Source organism: Wenyingzhuangia sp. IMCC45574, from assembly GCF_054182685.1.
On sequence record NZ_CM135169.1, the window covers coordinates 2,906,034 to 2,932,099 of the forward strand.

The 26,066-nt window shown below is 33.6% G+C and carries 22 protein-coding genes; 6 read left to right on the forward strand and 16 right to left on the reverse strand.

Translation table 11 applies throughout. From position 1 onward, the window contains the following. Positions 1–57: 57 nt before the first annotated feature. A complete protein-coding gene (gene acs, locus ACXHHC_RS12360; RefSeq protein WP_458226686.1) occupies positions 58–1,956 on the reverse strand; it encodes an acetate--CoA ligase in 1,899 nt (632 codons plus the stop codon). A 175-nt stretch (positions 1,957–2,131) separates the two neighbouring features. Here acs and ACXHHC_RS12365 point away from each other — a divergent pair, with 175 nt between their 5' ends. The 3 genes from ACXHHC_RS12365 to gpmI all read left to right on the forward strand — a co-directional run bounded on the left by ACXHHC_RS12365 (position 2,132) and on the right by gpmI (position 5,997). Next, entirely contained in the window at positions 2,132–3,274 is a 1,143-nt protein-coding gene (locus ACXHHC_RS12365; RefSeq protein WP_458226687.1) for a glycoside hydrolase family 26 protein, read from the forward strand. Positions 3,275–3,425: 151 nt separating this feature from the next. Continuing rightward, positions 3,426–4,247: a T9SS type A sorting domain-containing protein gene (locus tag ACXHHC_RS12370; protein ID WP_458226688.1), complete on the forward strand. Its 822-nt coding sequence runs from the start codon at positions 3,426–3,428 to the stop codon at positions 4,245–4,247. A 232-nt stretch (positions 4,248–4,479) separates the two neighbouring features. Then, positions 4,480–5,997, forward strand: coding sequence for a 2,3-bisphosphoglycerate-independent phosphoglycerate mutase (gpmI, locus tag ACXHHC_RS12375; protein WP_458226689.1), 1,518 nt, complete (start codon positions 4,480–4,482; stop codon positions 5,995–5,997). 59 nt (positions 5,998–6,056) lie between these two features. Here gpmI and ACXHHC_RS12380 read toward each other — a convergent pair whose 3' ends face one another. From ACXHHC_RS12380 to ACXHHC_RS12395, 4 genes are all read right to left on the reverse strand, one after another. Next, the gene (locus ACXHHC_RS12380) at positions 6,057–7,262 is read right to left on the reverse strand and encodes a PepSY-associated TM helix domain-containing protein (RefSeq protein ID WP_458226690.1); all 1,206 of its coding nucleotides are present in this window, start codon (positions 7,260–7,262) and stop codon (positions 6,057–6,059) included. 5 nt (positions 7,263–7,267) lie between these two features. Continuing rightward, positions 7,268–7,918, reverse strand: a complete 651-nt coding sequence (locus tag ACXHHC_RS12385) for a hypothetical protein (protein WP_458226691.1) — start codon at positions 7,916–7,918, stop codon at positions 7,268–7,270. 73 nt (positions 7,919–7,991) lie between these two features. Continuing rightward, positions 7,992–9,353 carry a hypothetical protein gene (locus ACXHHC_RS12390; protein ID WP_458226692.1) on the reverse strand — a complete coding sequence of 454 codons (1,362 nt, stop codon included), beginning with the start codon at positions 9,351–9,353 and terminating at the stop codon, positions 7,992–7,994. A gap of 13 nt (positions 9,354–9,366) precedes the next feature. Continuing rightward, positions 9,367–11,802, reverse strand: coding sequence for a TonB-dependent receptor (locus ACXHHC_RS12395; RefSeq protein ID WP_458226693.1), 2,436 nt, complete (start codon positions 11,800–11,802; stop codon positions 9,367–9,369). A gap of 103 nt (positions 11,803–11,905) precedes the next feature. On the opposite strand from ACXHHC_RS12395, the gene ACXHHC_RS12400 reads away from it, so the two are divergent. Then, complete coding sequence (locus ACXHHC_RS12400; protein ID WP_458226694.1) at positions 11,906–12,886, forward strand: helix-turn-helix domain-containing protein; 981 nt, start codon at positions 11,906–11,908, stop codon at positions 12,884–12,886. A 54-nt stretch (positions 12,887–12,940) separates the two neighbouring features. On the opposite strand, the gene ACXHHC_RS12405 is transcribed toward ACXHHC_RS12400, so the two are convergent. From ACXHHC_RS12405 to panC, 9 genes are all read right to left on the reverse strand, one after another. Beyond that, positions 12,941–13,387, reverse strand: a complete 447-nt coding sequence (locus tag ACXHHC_RS12405) for an SRPBCC family protein (RefSeq protein ID WP_458226695.1) — start codon at positions 13,385–13,387, stop codon at positions 12,941–12,943. Next, complete coding sequence (locus ACXHHC_RS12410; protein ID WP_458226696.1) at positions 13,380–13,709, reverse strand: ArsR/SmtB family transcription factor; 330 nt, start codon at positions 13,707–13,709, stop codon at positions 13,380–13,382. The genes ACXHHC_RS12405 and ACXHHC_RS12410 overlap by 8 nt, the downstream gene beginning before the upstream one ends. Positions 13,710–13,808: 99 nt before the next feature. Next, positions 13,809–14,528: a hypothetical protein gene (locus tag ACXHHC_RS12415; protein WP_458226697.1), complete on the reverse strand. Its 720-nt coding sequence runs from the start codon at positions 14,526–14,528 to the stop codon at positions 13,809–13,811. Positions 14,529–14,553: 25 nt separating this feature from the next. Continuing rightward, complete coding sequence (locus ACXHHC_RS12420) at positions 14,554–14,895, reverse strand: hypothetical protein (RefSeq protein ID WP_458226698.1); 342 nt, start codon at positions 14,893–14,895, stop codon at positions 14,554–14,556. A gap of 2 nt (positions 14,896–14,897) precedes the next feature. Further along, complete coding sequence (locus ACXHHC_RS12425; RefSeq protein ID WP_458226699.1) at positions 14,898–15,887, reverse strand: Kelch repeat-containing protein; 990 nt, start codon at positions 15,885–15,887, stop codon at positions 14,898–14,900. A gap of 38 nt (positions 15,888–15,925) precedes the next feature. Next, positions 15,926–17,281, reverse strand: coding sequence for a DNA repair protein RadA (radA, locus tag ACXHHC_RS12430; protein ID WP_458226700.1), 1,356 nt, complete (start codon positions 17,279–17,281; stop codon positions 15,926–15,928). Between the two features lie 51 nt (positions 17,282–17,332). Continuing rightward, positions 17,333–18,301: a lysylphosphatidylglycerol synthase transmembrane domain-containing protein gene (locus ACXHHC_RS12435; protein WP_458226701.1), complete on the reverse strand. Its 969-nt coding sequence runs from the start codon at positions 18,299–18,301 to the stop codon at positions 17,333–17,335. Continuing rightward, positions 18,302–18,652, reverse strand: a complete 351-nt coding sequence (gene panD, locus ACXHHC_RS12440) for an aspartate 1-decarboxylase (protein ID WP_458226702.1) — start codon at positions 18,650–18,652, stop codon at positions 18,302–18,304. 53 nt (positions 18,653–18,705) lie between these two features. Continuing rightward, positions 18,706–19,548 (reverse strand): pantoate--beta-alanine ligase, encoded by an 843-nt coding sequence (gene panC, locus ACXHHC_RS12445; RefSeq protein WP_458226703.1) that lies wholly within the window; start codon positions 19,546–19,548, stop codon positions 18,706–18,708. A 105-nt stretch (positions 19,549–19,653) separates the two neighbouring features. Here panC and ACXHHC_RS12450 point away from each other — a divergent pair, with 105 nt between their 5' ends. Together ACXHHC_RS12450 and ACXHHC_RS12455 are read left to right on the forward strand one after the other, a co-directional pair. Continuing rightward, positions 19,654–20,475: a glycogen/starch synthase gene (locus ACXHHC_RS12450; RefSeq protein ID WP_458226704.1), complete on the forward strand. Its 822-nt coding sequence runs from the start codon at positions 19,654–19,656 to the stop codon at positions 20,473–20,475. Positions 20,476–20,484: 9 nt separating this feature from the next. Further along, a complete protein-coding gene (locus ACXHHC_RS12455; RefSeq protein ID WP_458226705.1) occupies positions 20,485–21,906 on the forward strand; it encodes a DUF4270 family protein in 1,422 nt (473 codons plus the stop codon). Positions 21,907–22,030: 124 nt separating this feature from the next. Here the strand turns inward: ACXHHC_RS12455 and ACXHHC_RS12460 are convergent, their stop codons facing one another. Both ACXHHC_RS12460 and tilS read right to left on the reverse strand, forming a co-directional pair. Then, entirely contained in the window at positions 22,031–24,622 is a 2,592-nt protein-coding gene (locus tag ACXHHC_RS12460) for a phosphoenolpyruvate carboxylase (RefSeq protein ID WP_458226706.1), read from the reverse strand. 124 nt (positions 24,623–24,746) lie between these two features. Further along, complete coding sequence (gene tilS / locus ACXHHC_RS12465) at positions 24,747–26,045, reverse strand: tRNA lysidine(34) synthetase TilS (protein WP_458226707.1); 1,299 nt, start codon at positions 26,043–26,045, stop codon at positions 24,747–24,749. Positions 26,046–26,066: the final 21 nt, after the last annotated feature.

The window sequence follows — 26,066 nt, forward strand, 5'->3', positions numbered from 1 at the left end:
TAAAAAAGAGGTTTAAAAAAAGCAGATTTTGAAATATTTCAAAATCTGCTTTTTGTTTTATAGAATTACATTCTGTTTAATTTCATCTACCACTTCAGGGTTTAGAAGTGTTGAGATGTCTCCTAAATTTTCAGCATCGTTGGATGCGATTTTTCTAAGAATACGTCTCATGATTTTTCCGGAACGTGTTTTAGGCAGCCCACTTACAAACTGAATTTTATCCAGTTTAGCAATCGCTCCAATTGTTTTAGAAATGAGAGCATTGATCTCTTTTCGTAGTACATCCTCGTCTGTAGTAACATCGTTGTATTTGGTTACGTAGGCATATAAAGCATTTCCTTTAATATCATGTGGAAAACCAACAATGGCACATTCTACAATATCCTCATGCTCGTTAATTACATTTTCAATTGGTGCCGTTCCTAAGTTATGACCCGAAACAATAATTACATCGTCCATACGACCTGTAATTCGGTAATTCCCCATGGCATCTCGATATGCACCATCACCCGTAAAATAATGACCTGGAAAGGCAGAGAAATAGGTGTCTTTATAGCGTTGGTGGTTTCCGTAAATGGTTCTTGCCATACTTGGCCAAGCTCCTTTAATGGCTAAACTTCCTTCTGCAGGAGACTCTGTAATTTCTTTTCCTTCTGTGTCTAACAATACTGGTCTAACTCCAGGTAAAGGTTGCGTGGCAAAGGTTGGTCGTAAAGGGGTAATTCCTGCCATGGCAGAAATCATAATAGCTCCGGTTTCAGTCTGCCACCAAGTATCTACAATTGGGCACGTTCCTTTTCCAATATTATCGTTATACCAGTGCCAAGCTTCTTCGTTTATAGGTTCTCCTACAGATCCTAATACTTTTAAACTATCCAGTTTATGTTTCTCTACTAAGTGTAAAGGTTGTTTTGCTAAAGCTCTAATAGCAGTAGGAGCAGTGTAGAAATGGGTGATTTTTAATTTGTCTACAATTTCCCAAAAACGTCCATAGTCTGGGTAAGATGGAACACCTTCGAACATTACCGTAGTAGCTCCGCTAGCTAAGGGTCCATAAATAATATAAGAGTGTCCTGTAATCCAACCAATGTCGGCAGTACACCAATACACGTCATTCTCTTTTACTTGGAAAACATTTTGGAATGTATAGGTGCTACCTACCATATATCCACCACAAGTGTGTACCATTCCTTTTGGAGTTCCAGTAGAACCAGAGGTGTATAAAATAAACAACATGTCTTCTGCATCCATATCTTCTGCAGGACAGTAGTCGTCTTTTATTTGTTGTAACTCATCAAACCAGAAAGTATCTCTACCTTCTTGCATTTCTGTAGGTTCTACCGTTCTACGGTATACAATTACATTTTCTACACAAGGAGTGCTTTTTAAAGCTTCATCGCAAACAGCTTTTAGGTTAATGGGTTTGGTACCTCTGTAAACCTCGTTGGCAGTAATTAATAGTTTGCATTCAGAGTCATTAATTCTACTTGCTAAGGCAGATGCAGAGAATCCTGCAAATACAATAGAGTGTACAGCACCAATTCTTGCACAAGCTAACATGGCAATGGCTAGTTCTGGAATCATAGGCATGTATAGACATACTCTGTCTCCTTTTTGAATTCCTTTATTTTTTAACACATTGGCAAATGCAGAAACTTTATGGTATAGTTGACTATATGTAATATGTCTAGATTCTTCTTTTGGGTTGTTGGGTTCCCATATAATGGCTGTTTTATTTCCTCTTTCTTCTAAGTGTCTGTCTAAACAGTTTTCTGTAATATTAAGTTTACCTCCTAAAAACCACTTAACTTCTGGTTTGTTAAAATCTGAGGATACAACTTTATCCCATTTTTTTCTCCATGTAAATTGATTGGCGATTTCTGCCCAAAAAACTTCTGGATTCTGAATGCTATTTTTATAATCTTCCTTGTACTGTCTGTACGATTTGATTTTCATAATTGATGATTTTTTCAGGACTTGAATTTAGGGGAATCTTAATGAAATTCAAAAAAGATTTTAAGTCTTTATAAAGAATGGTGTATTTCATTGGTTTTTTGCAATAGAAAAATAAAATAGATTCAATTTCGTCAGTTTTTATTTTTTTATCGACTTATCCGTAAAAAGTAGAAAAGTGAAACTAAAATGCTATCAGCTAATTGTTGTACTTCTAATCGTTTCTTGTAGTTCTGATGATAATTATTCGGTGAACTATGACCAAGAAAGAGTTCCTATTGAAATTACCGAGAATATAAATTACGCGGATGCTAATATAGGTGAAGAAGCAAAAGGGCTGTATTCTAAATTACAAGAAATTACACTAAATGGAATAGCAATAGGACAACAAACAGCTAATTTAGGAGATCGATTTAGACATAAAAGATTAGATCCAAATACACCAGGTCTTAAAGGCGATGTAGATTTTAAAAATGTAGTTGGTGATGAACCAGCTGTAGTAGGGTACGAATTAGAAGGAATAGGCTATGATTATTACAATTCCTATTCGTTTGATTTAATAAGAGAGTTGCTAATAGCATCGTACGAAAAAGGTAGTGTTATAACCATTAGTTGGCATGCTATTAACCCTTTAACTCATGGAGATTCTTTTGATACTACAGAAGTAGTGAGTATGATGTTAGAAGAAGGGATTTACAGAGAAAAGTTTGTTAGAAATTTAGGGAGAATTGCCAATTTCTTTAAAAGCTTAAAAGATAAAGAAGGAAATATGATTCCTGTTTTGTTTAGACCATGGCACGAAATGAATGGGGATTTTTTCTTTTGGGGAGAGGGGAAAAGAAGTGCAGAAGAGTTTAAGCAGTTGTACAGGGAGACCGTTACTATTTTATCAAAAGAGTTGAACGTGCATAATGTGTTGTATGTGTATTCCCCAAATCAGGTTTCTAATAGGGCTGAGTATTTAAGAAATTATCCTGGAGACGATTACGTGGACTTGTTAGGGATTGATGTTTATGACTTTAATAACGGTCAATACCTAAAAAAAGCGTTGACCAATTTAGAAATTGTAGAAGCCATTGCAAGAGAAAAAAACAAACTCTATGCGTTTACAGAAACAGGGATGGATAGACTGTCCAAGAGTGACTGGTGGACAAGTAGATTTTACAAAGTGATTAAAAGCAAAAGTATTGCTTACGCTTTGGTTTGGCGAAACACATCAGAAGATCACTTTTATGTGCCTTATGTAGGGCATCCTGCTGAGGTAGATTTTAAGCGTTTTACCGAAAATGATCTCATCTTATTATTAGAAGATATTCGATAAAAACGATTGCTATATTTTTCTACTAAATCTCTATAACTACAACGAGAATATTAGTTAGGAAATTGGTGTTATAAGTATTTGATATAATAGTAGTTTAATCGAGTTATAATTAGTAATATTGATACTTATCTAAAAATATAATCCTATTAATATGAAAAAAAATTGCTCATTAGTTATAATTATTTTTTGTCTGTTTAGTTTTTCTACATTTTCTCAAACGTTATTGGTTTCTCAAGGATTTGATGAAAGTGATGTAAACGAATGGTCTTATGTTCCGTTTCCTACTTTTTACGAAAATCAAACAGGTTCTGATGATGATTGGTATATAACTAGTTCTATGCCAAATATAACCGCTACAGATGGGAGTTTTGTTGGGGGTGGAGATACAGATAATAGTACAAATCCTTCGGGTTTTTCTACTTTAACTTTTGATGCGATAAACATTGGAGGAGAGGAAGTTAAAGTGAGTTTTGATTATCATTTATACAATTATGATTTTGGAGATACTGTTACGCTTGAAATTTCGTATGATAATGGGTCAGATTGGTCTTCTCCAGATCAAACAGTATCGATTTTAACGAATGCTCAAAATTTTCCAGGAAGTTCTGGATGGGTAACGTCATCTACAATTGTTCCTGCTGGTAATACATATGTTCGTGTTAGATTTGCATTACAACAAAATGGTGCTGATGAGATAGGTGTAGATAATTTTAAAATTGAAACGACATCTACTTTAGGGATACAAAGTATTGAAAAATCTGGGGTTAATGTGAAGTTACAGACTGAACAAGGTTATTTTAAAGTCTCAGGATTAACCAAATCCCAAGGATTTAGTATATATAATTTTATGGGACAAGAAGTAAAAAAGGGAATTATTCATAATAATAAAGAAATTGATATTCAAAATTTAAGTTCTGGTATCTATGTATTAAAATTGGAAAATGGAATAAAATTTAAACTTATGAAGGAATAAATACATTTTAAAGCATGTATTTGTATTATAGCGATTTAGTAGTAGTCTGTATAGGATTTGTATTAAATCGCTATTTTTTATTATGATTTGTGTGTTTATATTTTTTTCTAAGCAGGGTTAATAAAAAAGTGGCTGAGCCACCGAAAAGGTTTTCTATGTTTAATAATCATTTAACCTACTAGTATTAGTTGTTCTGTTTATATTTGTTGTGTAGAATTTAAACTCGACTAAAATGAACAAAAAAGTAATCTTAATGATTCTTGACGGATGGGGAATTACTCAAGATCCAAAAGTATCTGCAGTATACAATGCAAACACTTCTTACATAGACTCTTTATACGATAAGTATCCTAACGCAAGTTTGCGTACAGATGGTGAGTTTGTAGGACTGCCAGATGGACAAATGGGGAATTCTGAAGTAGGGCACATGAACTTAGGGGCTGGTAGAATTGTATACCAAAACCTAACTAAGATTAACATGGCGGTTAGAGATAAAACTTTAGGACAAGAAAAAGTATTGGTAGATACTTACAAGTACGCTAAAGAAAACAATAAAAAAGTTCACTTATTAGGGTTGGTTTCTAACGGAGGAATCCATGCGCACATAGATCATATTAAAGGATTGTTAGATGTGGCTAAGGAAAACGAAGTAGAAGATTTATACTTACACGCATTTACAGATGGTAGAGATACAGATCCTAAATCTGGAGCGTACTTTATTAACGAGATTCAAGAATACATGGCAGCTACTACAGGAGAGTTAGCTTCTATGACAGGACGTTACTATGCAATGGATAGAGATAACCGTTGGGAGCGTGTTGAGTTGGCTTACGATGCAGTAGTAAAAGCAGAAGGAACGTTGTCTACAGATGCAGTAGCTACGTTAAAAGAAAACTACGAAGCAGGTGTTACTGATGAGTTTATTAAGCCAGTAATTATGGCAGATGCTGACGGAAATCCTAAAGCAAAAATTGAAGAAGGAGATGCTGTAATCTTCTTTAACTATAGAACGGATAGAGGTAGAGAGTTAACAAATATGTTGTCTCAAAACGATTTCCCAGAGCAAGACACTAAGAAGTTAGACTTGTACTTTACTACGATTACTTTATACGATGAAACTTTTAAAGGAATCAATGTAATTTATAACAACGATAATATTAAAAATACCATCGGAGAAGTTTTATCCAATGCAGGTAAAAAACAAATCCGTATTGCGGAAACAGAAAAGTATCCTCACGTTACTTTCTTCTTCTCAGGAGGTCAAGAAGAGCCGTTTGAAGGAGAGTCTCGTATTTTAAGAAATTCACCAAAAGTAGCTACGTACGATTTACAACCAGAAATGAGTGCGTACGAATTGAAGGATGCTTTGTGTGAAGACTTGAAAAAAGGAGAAGCGGATTTTGTTTGTTTAAACTTTGCAAATGGAGATATGGTAGGGCATACAGGAATGTTAGATGCTGCTATTAAAGCTTGTGAAGCTGTAGACGAATGTGCTAAGGCTGTTATTGAAACAGGATTAGAAAACGGATATTCTACCTTGTTAATTGCGGATCACGGTAACTGTGAAACAATGATGAATCCTGATGGATCTCCTCACACAGCACACACAACTAACCCAGTTCCTATGATTTTAATTGATAAAGAAATCAAAGAAATTAAGGATGGAGTTTTAGGTGATGTTGCTCCAACGGTATTAAAGCTAATTGGTGTGGAACAACCAGAAGATATGACAAGATTCCCATTGGTTTAATTGAGTCTTATAGATAGAATTGAAAAGCTGTTTAGATATTTCTAAACAGCTTTTTGTTTTTAAGAGGTTTTCCTCCACCAAATAATAAAACCTGTTATAGGTAAAGAAGTACCTACTAGGCAGGCTAAGAAATAAAAAATTAAACTTGGCAAACCAAGAATTTCTCCAGTGTGTAGCGGCAACGAAATTGCTACAAATTGTTTGTTTAAAGGTTTGTCTTTAAAGAGTTCTATTTTTTTAAATTCCCCAGCTTTGTCAAAGCTAATCTTATCAGGTAATAAGGCTTTTAACCAATTTTCTCGGTTGAGTTTCTTAATTACGAATCTAGTTTCTTCATCTGTAGGTAAAGAAATGGTGGTAATGGCTTTGTAGGGCAATTTTTTATTGGCTAGTTGGTAAATATTCTCTAATGAAACAGGTTCCATATTTTGAAAGGAAGTCTTTTCGTTTTCTTTTTCTAACATTTCTTTTAATAGTGCCTTAAAGTCATTGGCAATTTCTGTATTCGCTTCTTTTCCTGCATCTGCGGTTAAAATAGGGTTTCCACCCATAGCTACAATAAGTCCACTTTTAACCCAAGGATAGGAAACATACAGTCCTGTTACAGAAATAAGAAAAAGGATTAAAATAAAATAAAAACCAAGTGTATTGTGTAGGTCGTAATTCAATCTGTAAAAACGAGCGTTCCATTTAATTAACAACCCTTTTTTTAGCTGTTTCCATTTTAGTTTTTTTGGAAGCCATAAAACCAAACCAGAGATAAGTAGTAGTACGAATATGAGTATAGCTACACCTACAATTTGTTTTCCAATACTACTTAATAAAAGAGATTTATGAAGACTTAGTACTGTGCTAAAAAAACTTTCTGCATTGGAATCTCTATTTCCTAAAATTTCTCCAGAATAAGGGTTTATATAATAAGAGCCTATACTGTTATCTGTGTTGTTTTTGTAAGAAGCTTGGATGCTTTTATTGGGAGCATTGGGAATTGTAATTTGTAGAATTGCCAAATTCTTCTCTTTAAAAATAGCTTGAATGGAGTCTAAACTAAGCGGGTGTTTGTCCAAAGGTTTTACATAGACCTTTTTGTAGTTGATTGCATCAATAATTTGATTTTTGAATGTATAGATACTACCTGTGATACAAACTGTAAAAACTACCACAGAGGACAAAAGCCCCAGCCACAAATGTAGCAGGGACGTAATGTATTTAAACCAGGTTTCTTTTCTACGTTTTTTACGTAAAAGTGATTTTGTAATTCTCAACGATATTAATGTTTGTGTTCTTTTTTAGAAGTATCTCCTTTACCGTGCTCTCCGCTAAAATTATGATTAGATACAATTGCTAAATATTTAGTGTATTGTTCTTTGTGAACTAAAGCCTGAATTGCTTTTTTTCGTTGTTCATCGTACTTATTCCAATATTCCTTAGCTGCTTCGTTATTTCCGTGGTAGTAATCATGTGCCTCTATATAAGATTTCTCAAAAGCATTGTTAATAGCCGTTAAAGTTTTAGCTTGTGTTGCATCCAAGGCTAATTCAGTAACAATTTGGTTGAGGATCGTTTTTGAATAGCCTGGTGAGAAACGACTCATCATAGGGGTTACAAATTCTAGGTACGATTGGTATTGTTTTTTGTTTAAAATAGTAGCAATTTCGTTGTTTTGTCTCTCTATTAGAGTTCCCATTTTTTTCATCATGGCAGAACGATCCATTTTCCCGTTCTCTTTAGCGGCAGCAAAGCTTTCTTTGCGTTGCTTTTGGAACTTAGCTACAGTTACATCAAATTGAGTTTCTTGTTCTGTAGATAAATTTAATGTTGGTTTTAGCTTGTCGAAGTTAAAGCCCATTTTTCTTTTGCTGTTATTATTACAGGCTATTAAAACAAGAATTACAGAAAGAGTAAGAATTATTTTTTTCATTAGTATGATTGTTTTTTAGATAAGAAGGCTGCCCTTTCCTTAAAAGGACAGTCTCTATTGTTTTAAGTGTTTTTTAAAAAGTTCCAATAAAGTGACTTCCAGCAACGTTTTTTAACTGTGCACCTTTGGTAACTTCTCCTGTTTCGGTATCTATTACATATATGTTTCCATCTTTCCCAACAGGAGCTTGGGTTACATATACTTTGGTTCCATTTACAGCAAAACCTTGGTATTGGAACAAGTAGAAATCTGGTTCGTAAGGAATGGCATCTATCTTAGTAGCTGTTTTAGTATTCAAATCAGCCAAAGCAAAGAAACCTTGTGCACCGGCTACACCTGTTTCAGAATCAGCATGACGGTATGCAATAACTGCTTTACCATTTCCTGCATATCTCCAGGCAAGAATATAGGCATCGTTTACACCTAAAGCATTGTCTAAACTAAATACATACGAGTTGTCGTATTGATTGTTGCTTCCAATTCTTAAGATGTGTGAACCATTAGGGTCTGCCTGATTAGCTTGATATACAAAACCATCTTCTGCTAAGAAAGAGTTGATGCTTCGGTATCCGTTTGTGTTTCCATGTCCAACAGTAGAGGTAATTACTTCTGGATTAAAAAGCGTAGGGTAGTCTAATACGATGGTTTTAGAACCTAAAATTTCATAATCACTATCTCTTTCCATAGTTTCTGGAACTACTTTTCTTAACCATCCTCCAATGTATAATTTGTCTCCTGCTGCATTTAGGGTAGGCATATCAACTCTACCAAAATAATAGCCTTTAGCCTCTTCTTCGGTAGCTAAGGCAATACTTAATTCTTTAAAGTTTAAGATTTTAGAATTTACCAAATCTAAAAGAACAATACCAACTTTAGCTTCTGTTCTTAGATAGGTGTCATCTGTAACATCATCGGGAGTTCCGTTATCATCTACTTGGTGTTCTGTAGACACATAAACAGCACAACCTGTTTTGTCTCCATCAAATAATTTAATCCATCTAGGAGCAGTACCCACATAAGGAGCAATACTAATTTCAGAACCCGTTGGTATAAAGCTTTGTCCTCCGTTTACAGTATACTTTGTATAGTTTCCACCAGTGTCTCCCGCATAGCTAATGTTAAACATAGTATTACCATCTTCAGAAGCTTGTAGTCTTGCAGTTCTGTTAGACGGTGCTACAAATCCATTGTCAAAAGGTTCTAGTATTTTGGTAGGATCTTCGGCATCTTCACTACTAACAGAGTATATTAAAGTTCCTCCATTTCCGTCTCCGGGATTGGTTCCCATTCTGGCAGCAGCAACAGTTATCCATCGATTGTCTTCTTTTTTTTCTTCTGCTACATTGCTGGTGTCATCCTCGTTACAGCTAACAGATAATAGCAAAGATCCAAAGGCTAGTGCGAATGTTTTTAGGTTTATAAATGGTCGTTTCATAATATAATTAGATTTAAATTTTATGGATTGAATAATTTAGTTTTATATAAAAAGCCCTTCCAGGTTTTTGTACAGATCTATTGTCGTAAGCAGCTTTGTTTAGCAAGTTTTTTATATCAAAACTCAATACAAACTTTTGTTTTGGGAAAGCATAACTACAGCCTAAGTCCTGAACAAATTGAGCGGGAACTTTAAAAGCATCTAGTCCTGCATTATTAGTTCCTGGTGGGTCTATGTATAAAAACTCATCGGTAAAGTATGCGTTGTAAAATAAGTTAAGACGAGCGTTCTTTTGAAAGCAATTTTTAATAGCGTAACGCAGAGCACCATTCATGGTAAATAAAGGAGTGTTAGGGATGTCTTTAGTGATACCTTCTCTATTTCGATACTTTAATTTTAAACGAGATAAGTTAAAGTTGAAACCTAAATTATGATTGTAGGTGTAGTTAATTTGAGTTTCTATTCCTCTAGAAGTCGTTTTATCATTAAAATTAGAATACTGTACACGTTCATCACTTTCCCAAGATTCATCCGCGTTGGCAGGCAGTCCTATTAAATCTTGAATGTTTCTTGAAAAAAGAGTGGTAGCAACGGTAAGATCATGTTTTTTGAGGTGAAATTTTCCAAATCGAACCCCTACGTTGTAGTTGTTGCTGATTTCGGGTTTTACCCTTAAGTTTTCTATTACATTTTCTCCAGCATCTCCAAAAACTTCTATTTCGTTTGGCAAACGAACCGCTTTTTCTGCCGAGGTTAACAGTGTAATAGCAGGCAGAATAGCATAAGAAGCAGCAAAACCGTAACCATCATAATTGTTGTTACTTTTATAAATTTCATGAATTATTTCGGAATTATCCTCGTTAAAAACAGGCTTGGTATTCAATACCTTTTGATGATAGTGTTTCCCGAAAAGATTCAATTTAAAACGTTGTTTAAAGGCATTCAATTCATAACTCAATGAATAAATGTTTTTATAGAAATCACTAGTTTTCTGAAAGGTGTTTTCTAAAAGAGAAACCATTTTGTCGGTATCTTCTCTATCCAAACCACTGTACATGTGGTTCAATATTATTTTGTGGTTTGAATTGATTTGATAAGAAATCCCTGATCTTATAGAGGCAACTTTTCTACGGATGTTTAGCAAAGTAGGACCACCTTCTTGCTGAGATCCCCAAGTATATTTATGATCTATTAGTTCCCCAGGATTTTCAAAGTCGTTGCGTTGCATTTTAACTCCTTTCCAGGTGTAAGCTTGGTCTACTGTGTCGTTTACTATTCTGTTTCGGGTTCCGTATAAACCATTAAAGCTAATGTCTAGACCTTTTGTAAATAGGTTTTTCTTTTGATAAGATAAATTTGTCAATAAGGCATCAGACTCTAAGAATCTACCTTTATAAGGTAATATGGTCATAAATGCTCCATGTTGTACTTCTTTATAATCGTCAGAACCTGTAAGACCAATAAAAAACTGATCTGCCCATTTTACATCGGTAAAACCAATTGATACAACTCCTCCAGAAGAACGGTACGCATCGTGGAACCTTTTAGCTCTTATAGGAGTTTGACTTCCGTCTACTTCAATGTGTTTTACTTGTCCTCCCCAAACCTCATAATCGTTGTCGGAGTAGTTGTGGAATCCAGAAGCTTTTAAGGTTAAGCCAGACTTTTTTATACGGTACAGGCCGTTAATATTGGTTTGAAAAGTATTGAAAGAACCATAGGATATAGCAGCATTAAAATTACTTTTTACTCCTTTCTTTAAAATGATATTGATAACACCACCGAGTGCATCATCGGCTAAATGACCAGGAACCACTCCTTTGTAAACCTCAATGTTTTCAATCATAGCAGGAGGAATGCTATTTAAATTAAAAGAAGAACCGTATATGGAAATTGGAATTCCATCAATTAAAATGCGAACAGAGTTTCCGGAAAGCCCATTTAATGAATACTCGGCATTAGAACCCAGACCACCGTTTTGACGAATTTTTACACCAACAGTTGTATTAAGTAATTCATTGGTCTGAATATTTCTAATGCTGGCTTCTTTCGTTTCAACTACATTTACAGCAAAACCTTTGGTTTCTATTTTTGTTTTTTCAGATGTAGCAGTCAAACGAACTTCGTCTAAAAATTCGGAACTTTCCTTTAAAGTAAAGTCACAACTACTTTGTTTATTGTTAACAACAATTTCTTTTTCTTGCTTTTTATGTCCAATGTATGTAACAGTTATTTTATGAACTCCCTTAGCAATTAGAGACAGAAAATAGATTCCTTTTTCGTTAGTGACAGTTACTTTTTTATTGTTATCTACCATAATAGTTGCTCCAAACAACGGTGCTCCCATTGTGTCTACTACCTTCCCTTTAACAATATGGTGTCTTTCTTGTGCAAGTCCAATAAGGGTTGCAAATAAGCAAATGAATAGAAATTGAGTTTTAGAACTCATATTATTTAGATTTAATAAAAATAAAATTACTTTTGCAAAAGTATGTTGTCTAGAAGGGTTCTAGATAACGTGAAGAGAATTAATTATAACGCAAAAGGAATTAATGGAGTTTTGTTTTAAAAGTTCTATTCTTAAGAGGAACGAGAAAAGAGTCGTTTTTCATAAGGATTTAACTAGCTTAAAAATAAAGGAAGAGGAGTGGGATATAGATGATTCTTTGATGAATGGGTTTTTAAGAGAGATACATTTAAATAGGCTTTTTATTTTGTATCAAGATTATAAATCTGATAGGGAACAGTTTTTAGAGCTTGAGGTTGATGAACCTATATTTAAGTTACATTTTGAATTGAAAGGAAAGGTGATGTGTCATTTTTCTGATGAGCAACAAACTTCTACAGAAATAGCAAAGGGGATGTATAATATGTTTTATGTACCTGTAGCTAGAACGTGTTATAAAAACAAGGGGCTTCATAAAAGTTCGTTAGAGATATTTTTTACAGAATCGTATTTACAAAATACGTTGGGGTATTGCTTTACTGGGAAATCAGAAAAATTAAGAACATCTAAATTGAATAAGAAACCCTGCTTGTTCTATAAAGATGGAAATGTGATAAGCAACCAAATAGGTTTGATGGTAAAGGATATTATACATTGTAGTTTTGAAGGTCTTATGAAAAAAGCATTTTTAGAAGCTAAAGTAACCGAGTTATTGTTGTTTTCTTTGACAAGAAATTTTAAAAAAAGTAGTGAGATTCATCTAAATGAGGCAGATGCGAACAGTTTAAAAATAGTTGAAAAACATATAAAGGAGCATTTGAGTTCTGAATTGACAATTGCAGAATTATCATTATTAGCAGGTTTTAACACTTCTAAGTTTAAACAGCATTTTAAAGAATACTTTGGAACTACAGTGTTTAAGTATATTACTTTACAAAGAGTAGAAAAGGCCAAAGAATTGATACAAAAAGAAGGAATTTCTATAGCCCAAGCATCTAGCGAAGTAGGCTATAAAAATCCACAACATTTTGCGGTAGCTTTTAAAAGAGTTTTAGGCTATTTGCCTAGTCAGATAAAAGATTTTTAATCGTTTATGAATAAATATCGACTATGAGTATGAATGATAAGAGGTTATTAATTTTTAACCTTCTACTGTCGTTTTAAGTCTATCAAAAGCAGAGCCCCAACCGTTATAGAACCCCATTTCTTCTTGTTGTTTGCAGTAATCTTCTGTTTCGTGAATTACAGAGAATTTGAATTTGGTCTTGCTACCATCCGCTTCAAAATATACTTGTAGTTCTACATTCTGAGTCATCGGTTTAAAATCTGCTGAGGTGATTATTTTCTCTAGTGGTATAATTTCTTTGTAGGTTCCTTCGGAAATAAAAGGGTTTCCATCGGGCATTAACATACTATATTTCCATGTTCCACCTACTTTAAAATTATGTTCTATAACGTTAAGATCCATTCCGTTAGGAGCCCACCATTTTACAATCTGTTCGGATTGTGTCCAAGCATCCCATACCAATTGTAAAGGAGCATTAAATGTTTTTTCTATTGTTAATGTTCTGTTTGCTAAATCACTCATTTTTATTGTTTTTTAATTGTAGTTCGTTAATGTAATTTTCAAAGGAATCAATTCTATCTTCCCAAAGTTTGTTGTATTGTTTTATCCATAAAAATGCAGGAACTAATTTTTGTGGTTGAATAATACACAAACGTTCCCTACCTATTGGGTTATAAGTAATGATTCCACACTCATGTAAAATTTTTAAATGTTTGGAAATTGCAGGTCTGCTAACGTCAAATTGTTCTGCAATTTGATTTACAGTCAGTTCGTTTTCAGATAGGATTTGAATGATTTCTCTCCTAATGGGGTCTGCTATTGCTTGAAAAACATCTCTTCTCATAATTTATGTAACTAATCGGTTACTAATTTATAAGAAACCGATTGGTTACGCAAGTTTTTAGTGAATTTTATGTGTAACAAAAAGATATTAGAGGTTTACTTAAAGGGAGCTACGCATTACATTTGTTGTTCTTACGTAGAAAATCTGCTCGTTAATTAATAACAAATTCAACAGGTTTAAGACTACAAAAAGGGCTTCCGAAATGCGCTGGTCTATATAGTCTCCAAATTCAACATGTAACTCTGTGTTGTTCGCATGTTCGTCGTTAGAAATTCCTTCGGGGTCTTTCCAAATACCTTCACATTTTATTTCAGTAGTTGCTTTTAAGAAAGATAAAGCATCCAATTTTTCAGTAGGAATGGTCATGATTAAGATTTCTTCCTTTTCTCTTGTAAATATCGTGTTGATATTTATGTCATCATACAAAAGAACGTAGAGTATTTCTTTGGTTTCTTGTAAAATAGTTTGTCCTTGTAAAGACAAATGTTTACTTTCTAAAACATCTAATCCCATATGTGGAGCATTAATTAGGATATTAGATTCCTCCAAATCTTCCCTTTTTATTCCTTTGTATTTTGTAACGAAGTTTTGAATGTACTTGTAGGTATAGTTCCTTTCCTTTATGCTGCGAATGAACTTTTTAGCAGCTTGTAAATTTTCATGTTGTTCATGCAAGCTATGACGTTCACAGGTCAGTAAAATAATTTGATCGATCAACCAGTTTTTGTCTTTGGTTTCTAGTTCAGCTCTTATTTTAGCTTCTAATTCTGGAAATAAATCGTCTTGAGCTTTTTTAAAAATACTGTTTATGTCTTTCATTTTAGATGCAATCTTGTTATATAGATTAGACCTCTATATAACAAGATTCCCCCTTTTCTTTGGTGCCATTTAGCCATTCCCAATTCAAATTCAATTGTAATTTCTCGTCTGCTGTTTTAGAAATAATTGCTACTGCTTGTCCTGCTTTTAGCTCATTTGTATTAGTGTAACACTGGTAGAGCATTTGTAATTGATTTCCTTCTAAATGCGCAATTATTTTTCCATAAGTAATGGTTCCGCCAACATAGTCAGCGGTTACTAAATTCCCTTTTTGTTGATATTTAAAAATAGTATCGCTATTTACTTCACCAGTATTTGAGTTTTGTAGCAATACAAATTGTTTATTGTGTAGATTGAATTCTTCCATCTTTATTTACATTCAAAAACCTCAATGGTTTTTAATTCGGGACTACCTCCTCTGTTTCCACTACCAGAAGCAGTATAAATTTTGTCCTTGTATAAAATTAATTGCGATCCGTGTCTACCTCTGTTTAAAGGCTGTAAAGTAGACCATTTCTGAGTTTTTGTATCAAAACATTCTATTTGATTGTGTGCTAGTTTTTGAGAAACACTTTCACCACCTGCAAAAATGATTTTGTTTCCGTAGGCCAAAGCCATACAGCCTGCACGTTGCGTTGGAACAGTTTTTTTTAGGGTAGACCATTTTTGCGTTTTAAAATCAAAAACATCTACTTCGGGAACTGTTAAATGAAATACTTTTTTAATAACTCCAGAACTTTTACGTCCTCCAATTAAATACAATTTATCATCAATAATTACTGAAGCTGCATGATCTCTTGCTCTTGGAGCATCGGGTAGTTTAGACCATTTTTTGGTTTTAAAATCATAAACGTCAAACCAGTTTACATGTCCGTCCCAGTGACCGTCTATAATTCCACAAATCATATATAGTTTTTTGTTGTAAATTTTTACCATGGCAGAACCACGTTGTCTATCTTTTGGGATTTCAAAACTTTGAACCCATTTGTCTTTTTTGGTGTTGTATATATAAGCGTTTGGTACAGGTTTTTCGTGAGGATATCTTCCTGTAAACGCACCTACCACATAGATGTTTTTTTTATATGAAACTCCTTCAAAATGGTGTAGCTCAATAGGAGGTTTTTGTCCTTTGGTCCAAGTATTTTTTTTAGGGTTAAAAATAGAAACATTCTGAATTCTTCTACCTCCACACAAATAGAATTTACCATTGGCTTCTATAAAAGCAGCTTCGTGCCTTGGAATGGGCTTGTTTTTAGTTTCGATAGTTTGCCAAGAGCAATTTTCTAAGTTTTGAGCGCTAGTTTTAGTATAGTTTAAAAATAAAACTAAGGCGAATGCTAGTATTTGTGTAGGTTTCATGAGGAAAGTTAGTTTTTAGAAAAATAGGAATAAATTTTCTAAAATAACAGCCCTACTAAATCTTCCACTGTAGCAATTTTAACAATCTCAATATCATTCCCTTGTTGGCTTACTTTGCAAAATTTTGAAATAAATATTTTATCAAAACCTAATTTTTCTGCTTCTGCAATACGTTGTTCCACACGGTTAACGGGTCTAATTTCTCCAGCCAAACCTACTTCCGCAGCAAAAGCATAGTTCTGTGGTACGGGTTCGTCTTCGTTGCTAGAAAGTACAGCAACAACAACTGCTAAGTCAATAGCTGGGTCGTCTACCTGAATTCCACCAGTAATGTTTAAGAAAACGTCTTTGGCACCCAGTCGAAAACCGGCTCTTTTTTCTAAAACAGCTAGGAGCATATTTAAGCGTTTTAAATTATAACCTGTGGCAGAACGTTGAGGTGTTCCATAAACGGCAGTGCTAACTAGAGCTTGTACCTCTATCATTAAAGGTCGCATACCTTCTAGAGTGGCTGCTATGGCTGTTCCACTTAAATCTCCTTCTTTTTTAGAAATTAGAATTTCAGAAGGGTTTTTTACTTCTCGTAAACCACCACTACGCATTTCAAAAATTCCTAATTCTTGGGTAGAACCAAAACGATTTTTTAAGGCTCTTAAAATTCGGTAGGTATGATTACGATCTCCTTCAAACTGCAAAACTACATCTACCATGTGTTCTAGCATTTTAGGTCCAGCAATACTTCCTTCTTTGTTAATATGTCCAATAACCAAAACAGGGGTTCCAGTTTCTTTGGCAAACTTTATTAGTTCCGTAGTAGTTTCTTTTATTTGAGAAACTGAACCAGCAGAACTTTCTACATAATCTGTATGTAGGGTCTGAATAGAATCAATAACCAAAATTTCTGGAGCATCGTTGTGTATTGCTTTGAATATTTTTTGTGTGTTGGTTTCTGTTAAAATCAAACAATCTTCATTAAGATTTTGTACACGCTCTGCTCTTAATTTAATTTGTGTTTGACTTTCTTCTCCAGAAACATACAAAACTTTATGTTTCATGCTTAATGCCACTTGCAGCATTAGTGTAGATTTTCCAATACCGGGTTCACCACCTAAAAGAATTACAGAACCGGGAACAATACCTCCTCCTAAGACGTTATTTAATTCATTACTAATTGCATTGTAACGCTTTTCGTCTTGAATCTCTATGTCTTTTACTTTAAGAGGGGTGTTTGCTTTCCTTGGGGCTTTGTCTATTTTCCAATCTGCTTTTTCTTCTTTAGAAATTACTTCTTCTACAATGGTATTCCATTCTTTACAAGTTCCACATTGCCCTAACCATTTTGCGTGTTGGGTTCCACAATTCTGACAAAAAAAAGTTGTTTTGGTTTTAGCCATTGTATTTTTATTGAAGTTTGAAAATACAAAGAAAAACAGAAACTATGCAGTCTATTTGCTCTTATTAAAAATTGGAAGTAATAAGAAAGACAAACCTCCTAAAACAATCATTAGCAAAGTTTGAGCAGACCACATAACCCATCCAAAACTAGCACCAATGGTTTCTGGAATGGCGTATAATAGGAGTGTTTTCTGCATTACATATGGATAGCTTCCTATTCCTCCATTGGTAGTCGCGTAACTAAAGGTTCCGGCTACAAAGCAGATAAGTATAGCGTTAAAGTTTAATTCTTTTGTTTCTGGAAAAGCAAAAGTAACTACATAAAGCATAAGTACATAAGAGATCCATATAAACAGGGTGTGTCCTATAAATGCCCATTTTTTTTGCATGGTAAAAATGGAAATAAATCCTTCTTTTAAACCAGAAATAAAATCTCGTAGTTTTACAAAAAAAGCATTTCTAGATTTTTGAATTGCTTTGAACAATAGAAAGGCAGTAATCACAACTCCTATTCCTATAGATATTAACAAAGTAGGATTTGATGGAATCTTACTTTGTAATAATTCAAAAATAATGTCGTACTGTGCAATTAGAGCTAAAAAGATAATAAAAAGGTATACAATCATGTCAGCCAAACGTTCTGCTACAATGGTACCAAAAGCCTTGTCAAAAGGTATGTTTTCGTATTGATTTACAGTAGTTGCTCTTACGAATTCTCCAGCTCTAGGTATTCCTAAATTAACTAAGTATCCTACAGCAACAGCAAAAAATCGATTGTAGAGTTTGGGTTTGTATCCTAAAGGATCGAGTGTAAATTTCCAACGATAGGCTCTAGATAAATGGCTTAAAAAACCAATAAAAACAGAAAGTGAAATCCACCAATAATTTGCGTTAATTAAGGCGAATTTAACTTCGGAAATTTCTTTATCAGTAAATTTAGATAGAGAGTACCAAACAAGAAATAATCCCAAAAGAATGGGCAAAACGGTTTTTAACCTTTTTTTTGCACCTTCTTTCAATTAATTCAATTTATTGGTTTCTTCGTTAGGGAAAATAATAGCTGGACTAAAGCTTTTAGCTTCTTCAAAGTCCATTAGACCATAAGAAATTATGATAATAATGTCCCCAGGGGCTACTCGTCTGGCAGCAGGACCATTTAGAGTAATTTCTCCGCTATCTTTCTCTCCTGGTATAATATAAGTATCTAAACGTTCCCCATTGTTAATGTTAACAATAGACACTTTCTCACCTTCAATCATGTTAGCAGCATCCATTAAAGCTTTATCGATAGTAATACTACCAATATAGTTTAAGTCGGCACCTGTAACTTTTACCCTGTGTATTTTAGATTTTACTACTTCAATTTGCATGGTGCAAAATTAATTATTTAAATCCGATTTGTAACTAAAACTTTTTTAATTAATTAGAACTTTAGGTTGTCTATTAATCTTATCTCACCAGCAAAAACGGCGATAAAAGCCCTGTATTTGTGAGCGTTCTCAAAATTTTTGGCAGGTTTTAAGTCTTCTTCTTTGGCAATAGAAAAGTATTCTAAAACTAAATTGTCATGATTGTTAAATTTCTCAACAACCCACTTTTCAATTTGTTGTGGAGTATAGGTAGCGACCATTTCTTTTGCTTTGCTAAGCGTTTTATATATAAAAGGAGAAGAATCTCTGTGTTCTTTTGTTAGTCTTGCGTTTCTAGAACTCATTGCCAAACCATCTTTTTCTCTGTGAATAGGACAGCCAACAATAGTTACTGGTTGCTGTGTAATAGAGACGAGTTTTCTAATAATTTGTAGTTGTTGAAAGTCTTTTTCTCCAAAATACGCTTTATTAGGTATAAGTGTTTCAAACAGTTTTTTTACGATCGTTCCTACTCCGTTAAAGTGATCGTCTCTAAATTTACCTTCCATTTCATTATCCAAGCCACCAAAATCAAACTTTTCAGCAGTTTCGTTGGCTTTGTACATGTCTTTAACTTCGGGGCAAAAGAGAATATCACAGTCAACACTACGTAGTTTTTCCATATCATCCTCTAAGGTTCTAGGGTATTTTTCTAAATCTTTAGGGTTGTTAAACTGTGTAGGGTTTACAAAAATACTAACAGCAACAAGATCGTTTTCCTCTTTTGCTTTTTGTATTAGTGATAAGTGACCTTGGTGCAATGCACCCATAGTAGGAACCAGACCTATGGTCGTTCCTTTGCTTTTTAGGTCAGAAATGTAAGTGTTAGCTAATTCTTTGACAGAGAATACTTTCATCTTTTATTCTTGCAATAAATCCAACGGCAAACTTAACACTAAATGATAATATATTGCGTATTTTTTCGTAGTTTTGCAAAATTAAATTCAATAACCGTCTGATTTATGAAGAATAAGAGAGTTTTATACGTTTCTAGTGAGGTTACACCTTATACTCCTCCTACAGAAATGTCGGAAATGTCTTTTGAGGCAGCAAAAAAGGCACACCATAAAGGAGTGCAAACAAGAATTTTTATGCCAAGGTTTGGTTTAATCAACGAAAGAAGACATCAGTTACATGAAGTAATAAGGCTTTCGGGGATGAATTTAATAATCAACGATATGGATATGCCGTTGATCATAAAAGTTGCTTCTATTCCTAAAGAAAGAATGCAGGTGTACTTTATAGATAATGAGGAGTACTTTAAGAGAAAAGCTATGTTTGAGGATGAGAACGATGAGATGTTCTCTGATAATGATGAGCGTGCTATTTTCTTTGCAAAGGGAGTGGTAGAAACTGTAAAAAAATTAAATTGGGCACCAGATGTTATCCATGTACATGGTTGGATGGCATGCTTATTGCCATTGTATTTAAGAGAGTTTTACAAAGACGATGCCTTGTTTGAAAACACCAAGATTGTAACTTCTGTTTACGATAATGCGTTTGAAGGGGTGTTGAATGAAGCAACGGTAGACAAGATGCGTTACGATGAGTTGCCAGAAGAGAAAATGGCTGCTTTAGAAGAGTCATCATTTGTAAATATCTTGAAAAGTGCAATAGATAATTCTGATGCAGTTGTAAAAGCAAGTAGATTTGTACATGATGATTTAGAAGATTATCTAGACGATTTAGATAAACCGTTCTTAGATTATCAGTCAGAAGATACTTTTGCAGAAGCATATTTAGAATTCTATTCAGAGCAAGTTTTAAATCAAGAAGTAGAATAAAAAAATTATATGACAATTTTTAACAAAGGAGTTACAAAAACCATAGGTGCCTTAGGTGCTATGGTTTTTTTTATGAGCTGTACTAACGAAATTCCAGAAGATGCAGCAGGTTTAATAGATGAAGAAAGTTTTGTAAGAGAGACATTAAATTCGGTACCAGTATTGTCAACCGTAGCTGTAGATAAAGTGCAAACAAATGCTTTGTCTTCGTATATTTTAGGACAGTATACAACTACTGAGTTTGGGGTAGTAAAGAGTAATTTAATAGGTCAGCTACAGGCCTTAAGCACTACCGATGAGGTGGTTGCAGGAGATTTGTCTAATGTAGAAGCATATGTTGAATTGCCATTGGCGTTAACACTAAAAGCAGATACTACAGATGAGTATGAAGTAGCTAATTTTATAGGTTCTAATGATTCTCAGTTGTCTTTAAAAGTAAGTACGTTTACAACTTTTTTAGAAAGATTTAATGTAGGTGGTGATGTTAGAGATTATTATTCAGATGGAACTAATAATGGCGGTTCTAAAGAAAATTTAGGTACTCAAACCGATTTAGGTGTAAATACGAATGTGGTTATTGAGCCTAGTTATAGTGAGTCTTCTTTAAGTATAAAGATTCCTTTAGATTTGGGTAATTATGATTTTAAAACAGAATTCTTAGAGAAGTATAACGATATAGATGCTACTAGTTATGATGAGTTTGTAACCTTCTTTAAAGGTCTTAAGATTGATGTAGAAACATTAAGTGGTGATGGTTTTGTGTTTCCGGTGAATTTGTCTACTGCAAAACTTAAGATTGCTTATGAAGCTAAAGATGGAGAGGCTGAAGCAGTTAATGATACTTTGTCTTTTGGGTTCTCTGGAGTGGTTTATAGTGAGTATGATCATGACCATAACAAAGCAGCAGAAGCAAATAAAGAGTATGTGCAAGGAGCAGGAGGTTATGAAGTGGCTGTAAATATTGATGATTTTGTAACAGAGAATAGAACTAAATATCAGGAGGAGCAATGGTTGGTGAATCAGGCTACTATAAAAGTATATTTAGATGATTTTAATGATGATACATTGTTTGATTTTTATATTTATGCTATTGATAAAGATGATAATGTAGTTGCTTTGGATGATTATACTTTCTTTGGTATTGGAGCCGTAGATGGTATTGTAAGATATGATGATGTAGAGAATCAAACAGATCCTTATGTAAGATTTTTTGTTACAGATTTTATGAAAGATGTTTTGTCTTATAGTGTTGATGGGGAAACAATAACAGGTGTAGATATTAAAGAGTTAAGAATAAAAGCAAGAGGTGTGAATGATGGAGTAGTTGTAGATTCAAGTTTATCTTCGGTAAAAGGAGCAGTTCTTTTAAATGATACTGCTGCAGATAAAGCTCCAAAGCTTGAAGTTGTTTATTCTAAGTTAGATAAGTAATTTTATAAGGAAATACTAGTTAGAAATAATTAAAAACTGTTTAAGGCCTCTTAAACAGTTTTTTTTATGGCATAAAAAAAGCCTGCTCTTAAGCAGGCTTTGTGTTTTGTAAAGTTTATTATACTTATGCAGAGTTTCTACTTGCATTTGTATTACCAAATAAAGATCTAGTTACAATCTTTTCGAATGTCTCTAAGCGTTGTTTATCTGGGTTTTCTTCTCTATTTAAGTTCTGAACTTCTCTTAGAGCGTATTGTTGTATTGTTAATAAAGGCAATACAATAGAATCACGCACTGCAATAGATGCTTTACCGTCAGGGTAATTTTGCATTAATTCTTTGTGTCCAGTTAGCTTTAACAATAATCTCTTAGTTAGTTCGTATTCATCGTGAATAATGTTCCAGAACTCTCCAAATTCTTTATCTGTAGCCATGTATTTAGTTAAGTCAAAGAAAGACTTAGTTAAAGACATTACACTGTTTTCTATTAAAGTTTTAAAGAAGTTAGAGTTGTTGTACAATTCTTGTATTCTATCAAACTCACCCACATCCTCATATTTCTTAAATGCAGTACCTACACCAAAGAAACCAGGAACGTTTTGTTTTAACTGAGACCAAGATCCTACAAAAGGAATGGCTCTTAAGTCACTAAAGTTTAATTTGTCAGATTTAGCACGTTTAGAAGGTCTAGAACCAATATTTGCTTTTCCGTAGAATTTAAGCGTACTCATACGCTCTAAATATGGAACAAACATATCGTGGTCTTTAAAGTCAGAATATGCTTTAAAACTAGATTGTGCCAAGTCTTCTAATAATTCTTTTTGCTCATCAGATAAAGAAGCATTCATAGGATCGTTAAAAATCTTGTTAGTGATTCCTGCACCTAATAATTGCTCAATGTTAAACTGAGAAGAATCTAAGTTGCCAAAGTTAGAACTAATTGTTTGTCCCTGAATGGTTAACTGAATTTCTTTGTTCTCAATATTATCACCTAAAGAAGCGTAGAATTTAGAAGTTTTTCCTCCTCCACGAGCCGGTGGTCCACCACGTCCGTCAAAGAATATTACTTTAATTCCAAATTCTCTAGATACTTTAGTTAATTCTTCTTTTGCTTTGTAAATACCCCAGTTAGCCATTAAGTAACCACCATCTTTAGTACCGTCAGAGAAACCTAACATAATGTTCTGTTTGTTGTCTCTTCCTTCTACATGAGCGCGGTATTCTGGAATAGAATACAATTGTCTCATTACTTGTGGTGCAATTGCTAAATCGTCTACTGTTTCAAATAAAGGAGCAACGTCTACATTTAAACCATCATCAAAACCAGAAAGGTTTAACATGGCAAATGTTTCCATTACGTTTAATGCTGTTTGGTTGTTACTAATAATGTAACGGTTAGCTCCTCTTTCTCCATTTTCTTTTTGGATGGTAGAGATAGCTCTCATAGAACCTAGAGTTCTAACAGCCATTTCTTCAGAGAAGTTTTCCGGATTTACATCACCCTTAATCTTCGCTAAAATGCTGATTTGCTCTTCAGGACTTAAATCAAGATAGTTCTCTGGGAATGTAGTATCTCCTTTGTCTTGTAGTTCTTTTACAATTTCTGTAAATACGTTGTGGTGCACACGGCTATCCTGACGGATGTCCATAGTTGCAAAGTGATATCCAAAGATTTTTACTTTGTTAATAAAACTATCTACCTCTTCTACAAACAAACTACTTTGCTCTTCTATTAACGTTTTTCTAATAGTAGTCATTTTGGTTAGTAAAGACTCTACAGAAATTCTAACAGGAGAATCTACAGTAATACAACTGTCGTATAAACGAGTTTCAATTTCGTTCATCAATTCAAAGATACCAGGGAAGGTTAATCTTCTCTTTAATCTACGAACGTCTCTAAAGTAGTTTTTTAGGATTGTTTGTCTTAGTTTTCTTGCTACCTGTAAGGTAGTTTCTGTAGTTACAAATGGGTTACCATCTCTATCTCCACAAGGCCAGAATCCTAAGTTGATAATATCATTTCCAATATCTTCACCATCAAAAACATTTGAATGGATGTAGTCGTAAATTTTACTAATTGAATGATAGAATACGTTTTCTAAGTACCAGATTAAGCTAATTGCTTCATCGTAAGGTGTAGGTTTCTTATCAGCAAAGAAAGTAGTTTTACCTAATTGCGCTAATAACTTTTTGATGAAACTTAAGTCGTCATTTTTAATGGCTTCTTGTAAGTCTGTCAAAATAGTTAATACTGTACCAGGATAAAATTGTGTAGGGTGAGCAGTTAATACCAAACGAGTTTTAAACTCTGTTAAGTATTGTTTTAACTCTCTGCGTACACGTTTAGAAGTAGCTTCTTCTTTAATGTTTCTTATAGTACCAACTCCTCCCATGTTGTTTATTACAGGAAAGGCTGCATCTTCAATAGCATCAAACAATACAACTTGTCGTTCAATATATTGGATGATTTTAAATAAGAAAGTGATTTTTTCTTCCTCTGGTGAATCGGTTTTGTATTTGTCAAAAAATTCATCTACAATTTCAGTGGGAGTTTTACCATTCTTAAACCCCTCAATACAACACTCGTTAAATAACGGTAACAACGTACCTGTTTTGCTTACGGTATCAAAAGGGAGCGTAGCAAAAACACTGTTGTAAACCTGATACTTAGCAAGAACATTATCATTGAATCTTGTTAATTTGGTTTGTTTAGACATGCTTTATTAGATTAATTTACGCCAAGATACAACAAGCTCTAGTATTACAGAAAAAATACGTAAAAAAATACAGTTAAATTAAATAAGTTAGAGAGTTAACACTGGGGTTATAAGCTGAGAAAAATCATAGTTTACTAATGAAAATAAGATTTTCTTTAGCAGAATATTCGCACTCATTTTTATCGGCTCTAAGGCCAATAATCCAGATGATTTTATCTTCTTTAGTACAAAGAATCCAAGTGTTGTCTTTTTCTATTTTAGAGAGTTTTTCGTCTTTAAAATATTTGCTTACTTTCTTTTTTCCCATCATCCCAATAGGACTAAAAACATCTCCTTCTTTTCGTTTTCTAAGCCTAAGTGGAAAGCTTGTTTTTTTAGGGTCAATAGCAATTGTATTCTTGTCTAATTCTCTTTTTTGATAGCTAACATCAAGCGCTATAGGAAGGTTTTTTAGGTCTTCTATATTGTTAATGATATAGCTGTCTTTGTCTTTAGTTTGAGTGTGTTTACAAAGAATTAAATCTTCTCTATTGTTTAGAAGCGAATGGGTTGCGGAGTGTATTTCTTTCCCAGTTTGTGCTTTTAGTATTTTTTTTATTTCCAATACGGAAGTAAATCCAAAAGGATAGAATATTTCATGAATCTCAAACTCACTTAATACTTCTATTTTTTCTTTTTGGATGCTTATTCCGTTTAGGGTTTCTTTAAAAAGTTCTTTTTTTAGTTCCTCTATTTTTTGATGAATAAAGGTTTTACTTTGGCTTAAGTAGTCAATAGATTTTTTAAAGTTTTCTTCAAAATCAGCATGTAAATTGTATAATTCTGGAGTAATAAGATGCCTTATTTTATTACGGATGTATTTTGTTTCTGCATTGCTTTTGTCTTCTCTCCAAAGGATATTGTTTGTCTGGGCATATGCTTCAATATCAGTTCTAGAAAATGGAAGTAAAGGTCTAATAATATTTTTGTTGATTGCAGGAATTCCTGTGAGTCCTTCTATTCCACTTCCTCTAGATAAATTAATGAGGAACGTTTCCATTACATCATTTAGGTGGTGCCCTGTTAGAATATAATCTAGGTTAAAGTTGGTGCATAGCTGCTGAAACCATTGGTATCGTAATTGTCTTGCACCAATTTGTGTGGAAACTTTTTGTGTTTTACAATAGTTGGTAGTGTCGAATTTAGTAGTATGTATTTCGCAATTCAGTTGTTTGGCTACATCTTTTACAAAGGTTTCATCTAAGTCGCTTTCTTGTCCTCTAAGTTGAAAATTGCAATGCGCAATAGATATATTGTAGTTTAGTTTTGTGAGTACATGTGCTAAAACAACGCTGTCTATTCCTCCAGATACGGTAATCAGTAATTTTTTTTCTTTTAGAAAAGAAAAATTGTCAGACAGGTGTTGTTCGAGTTGTAAAAGCACAAAAAATGTTTTTATAAAAGT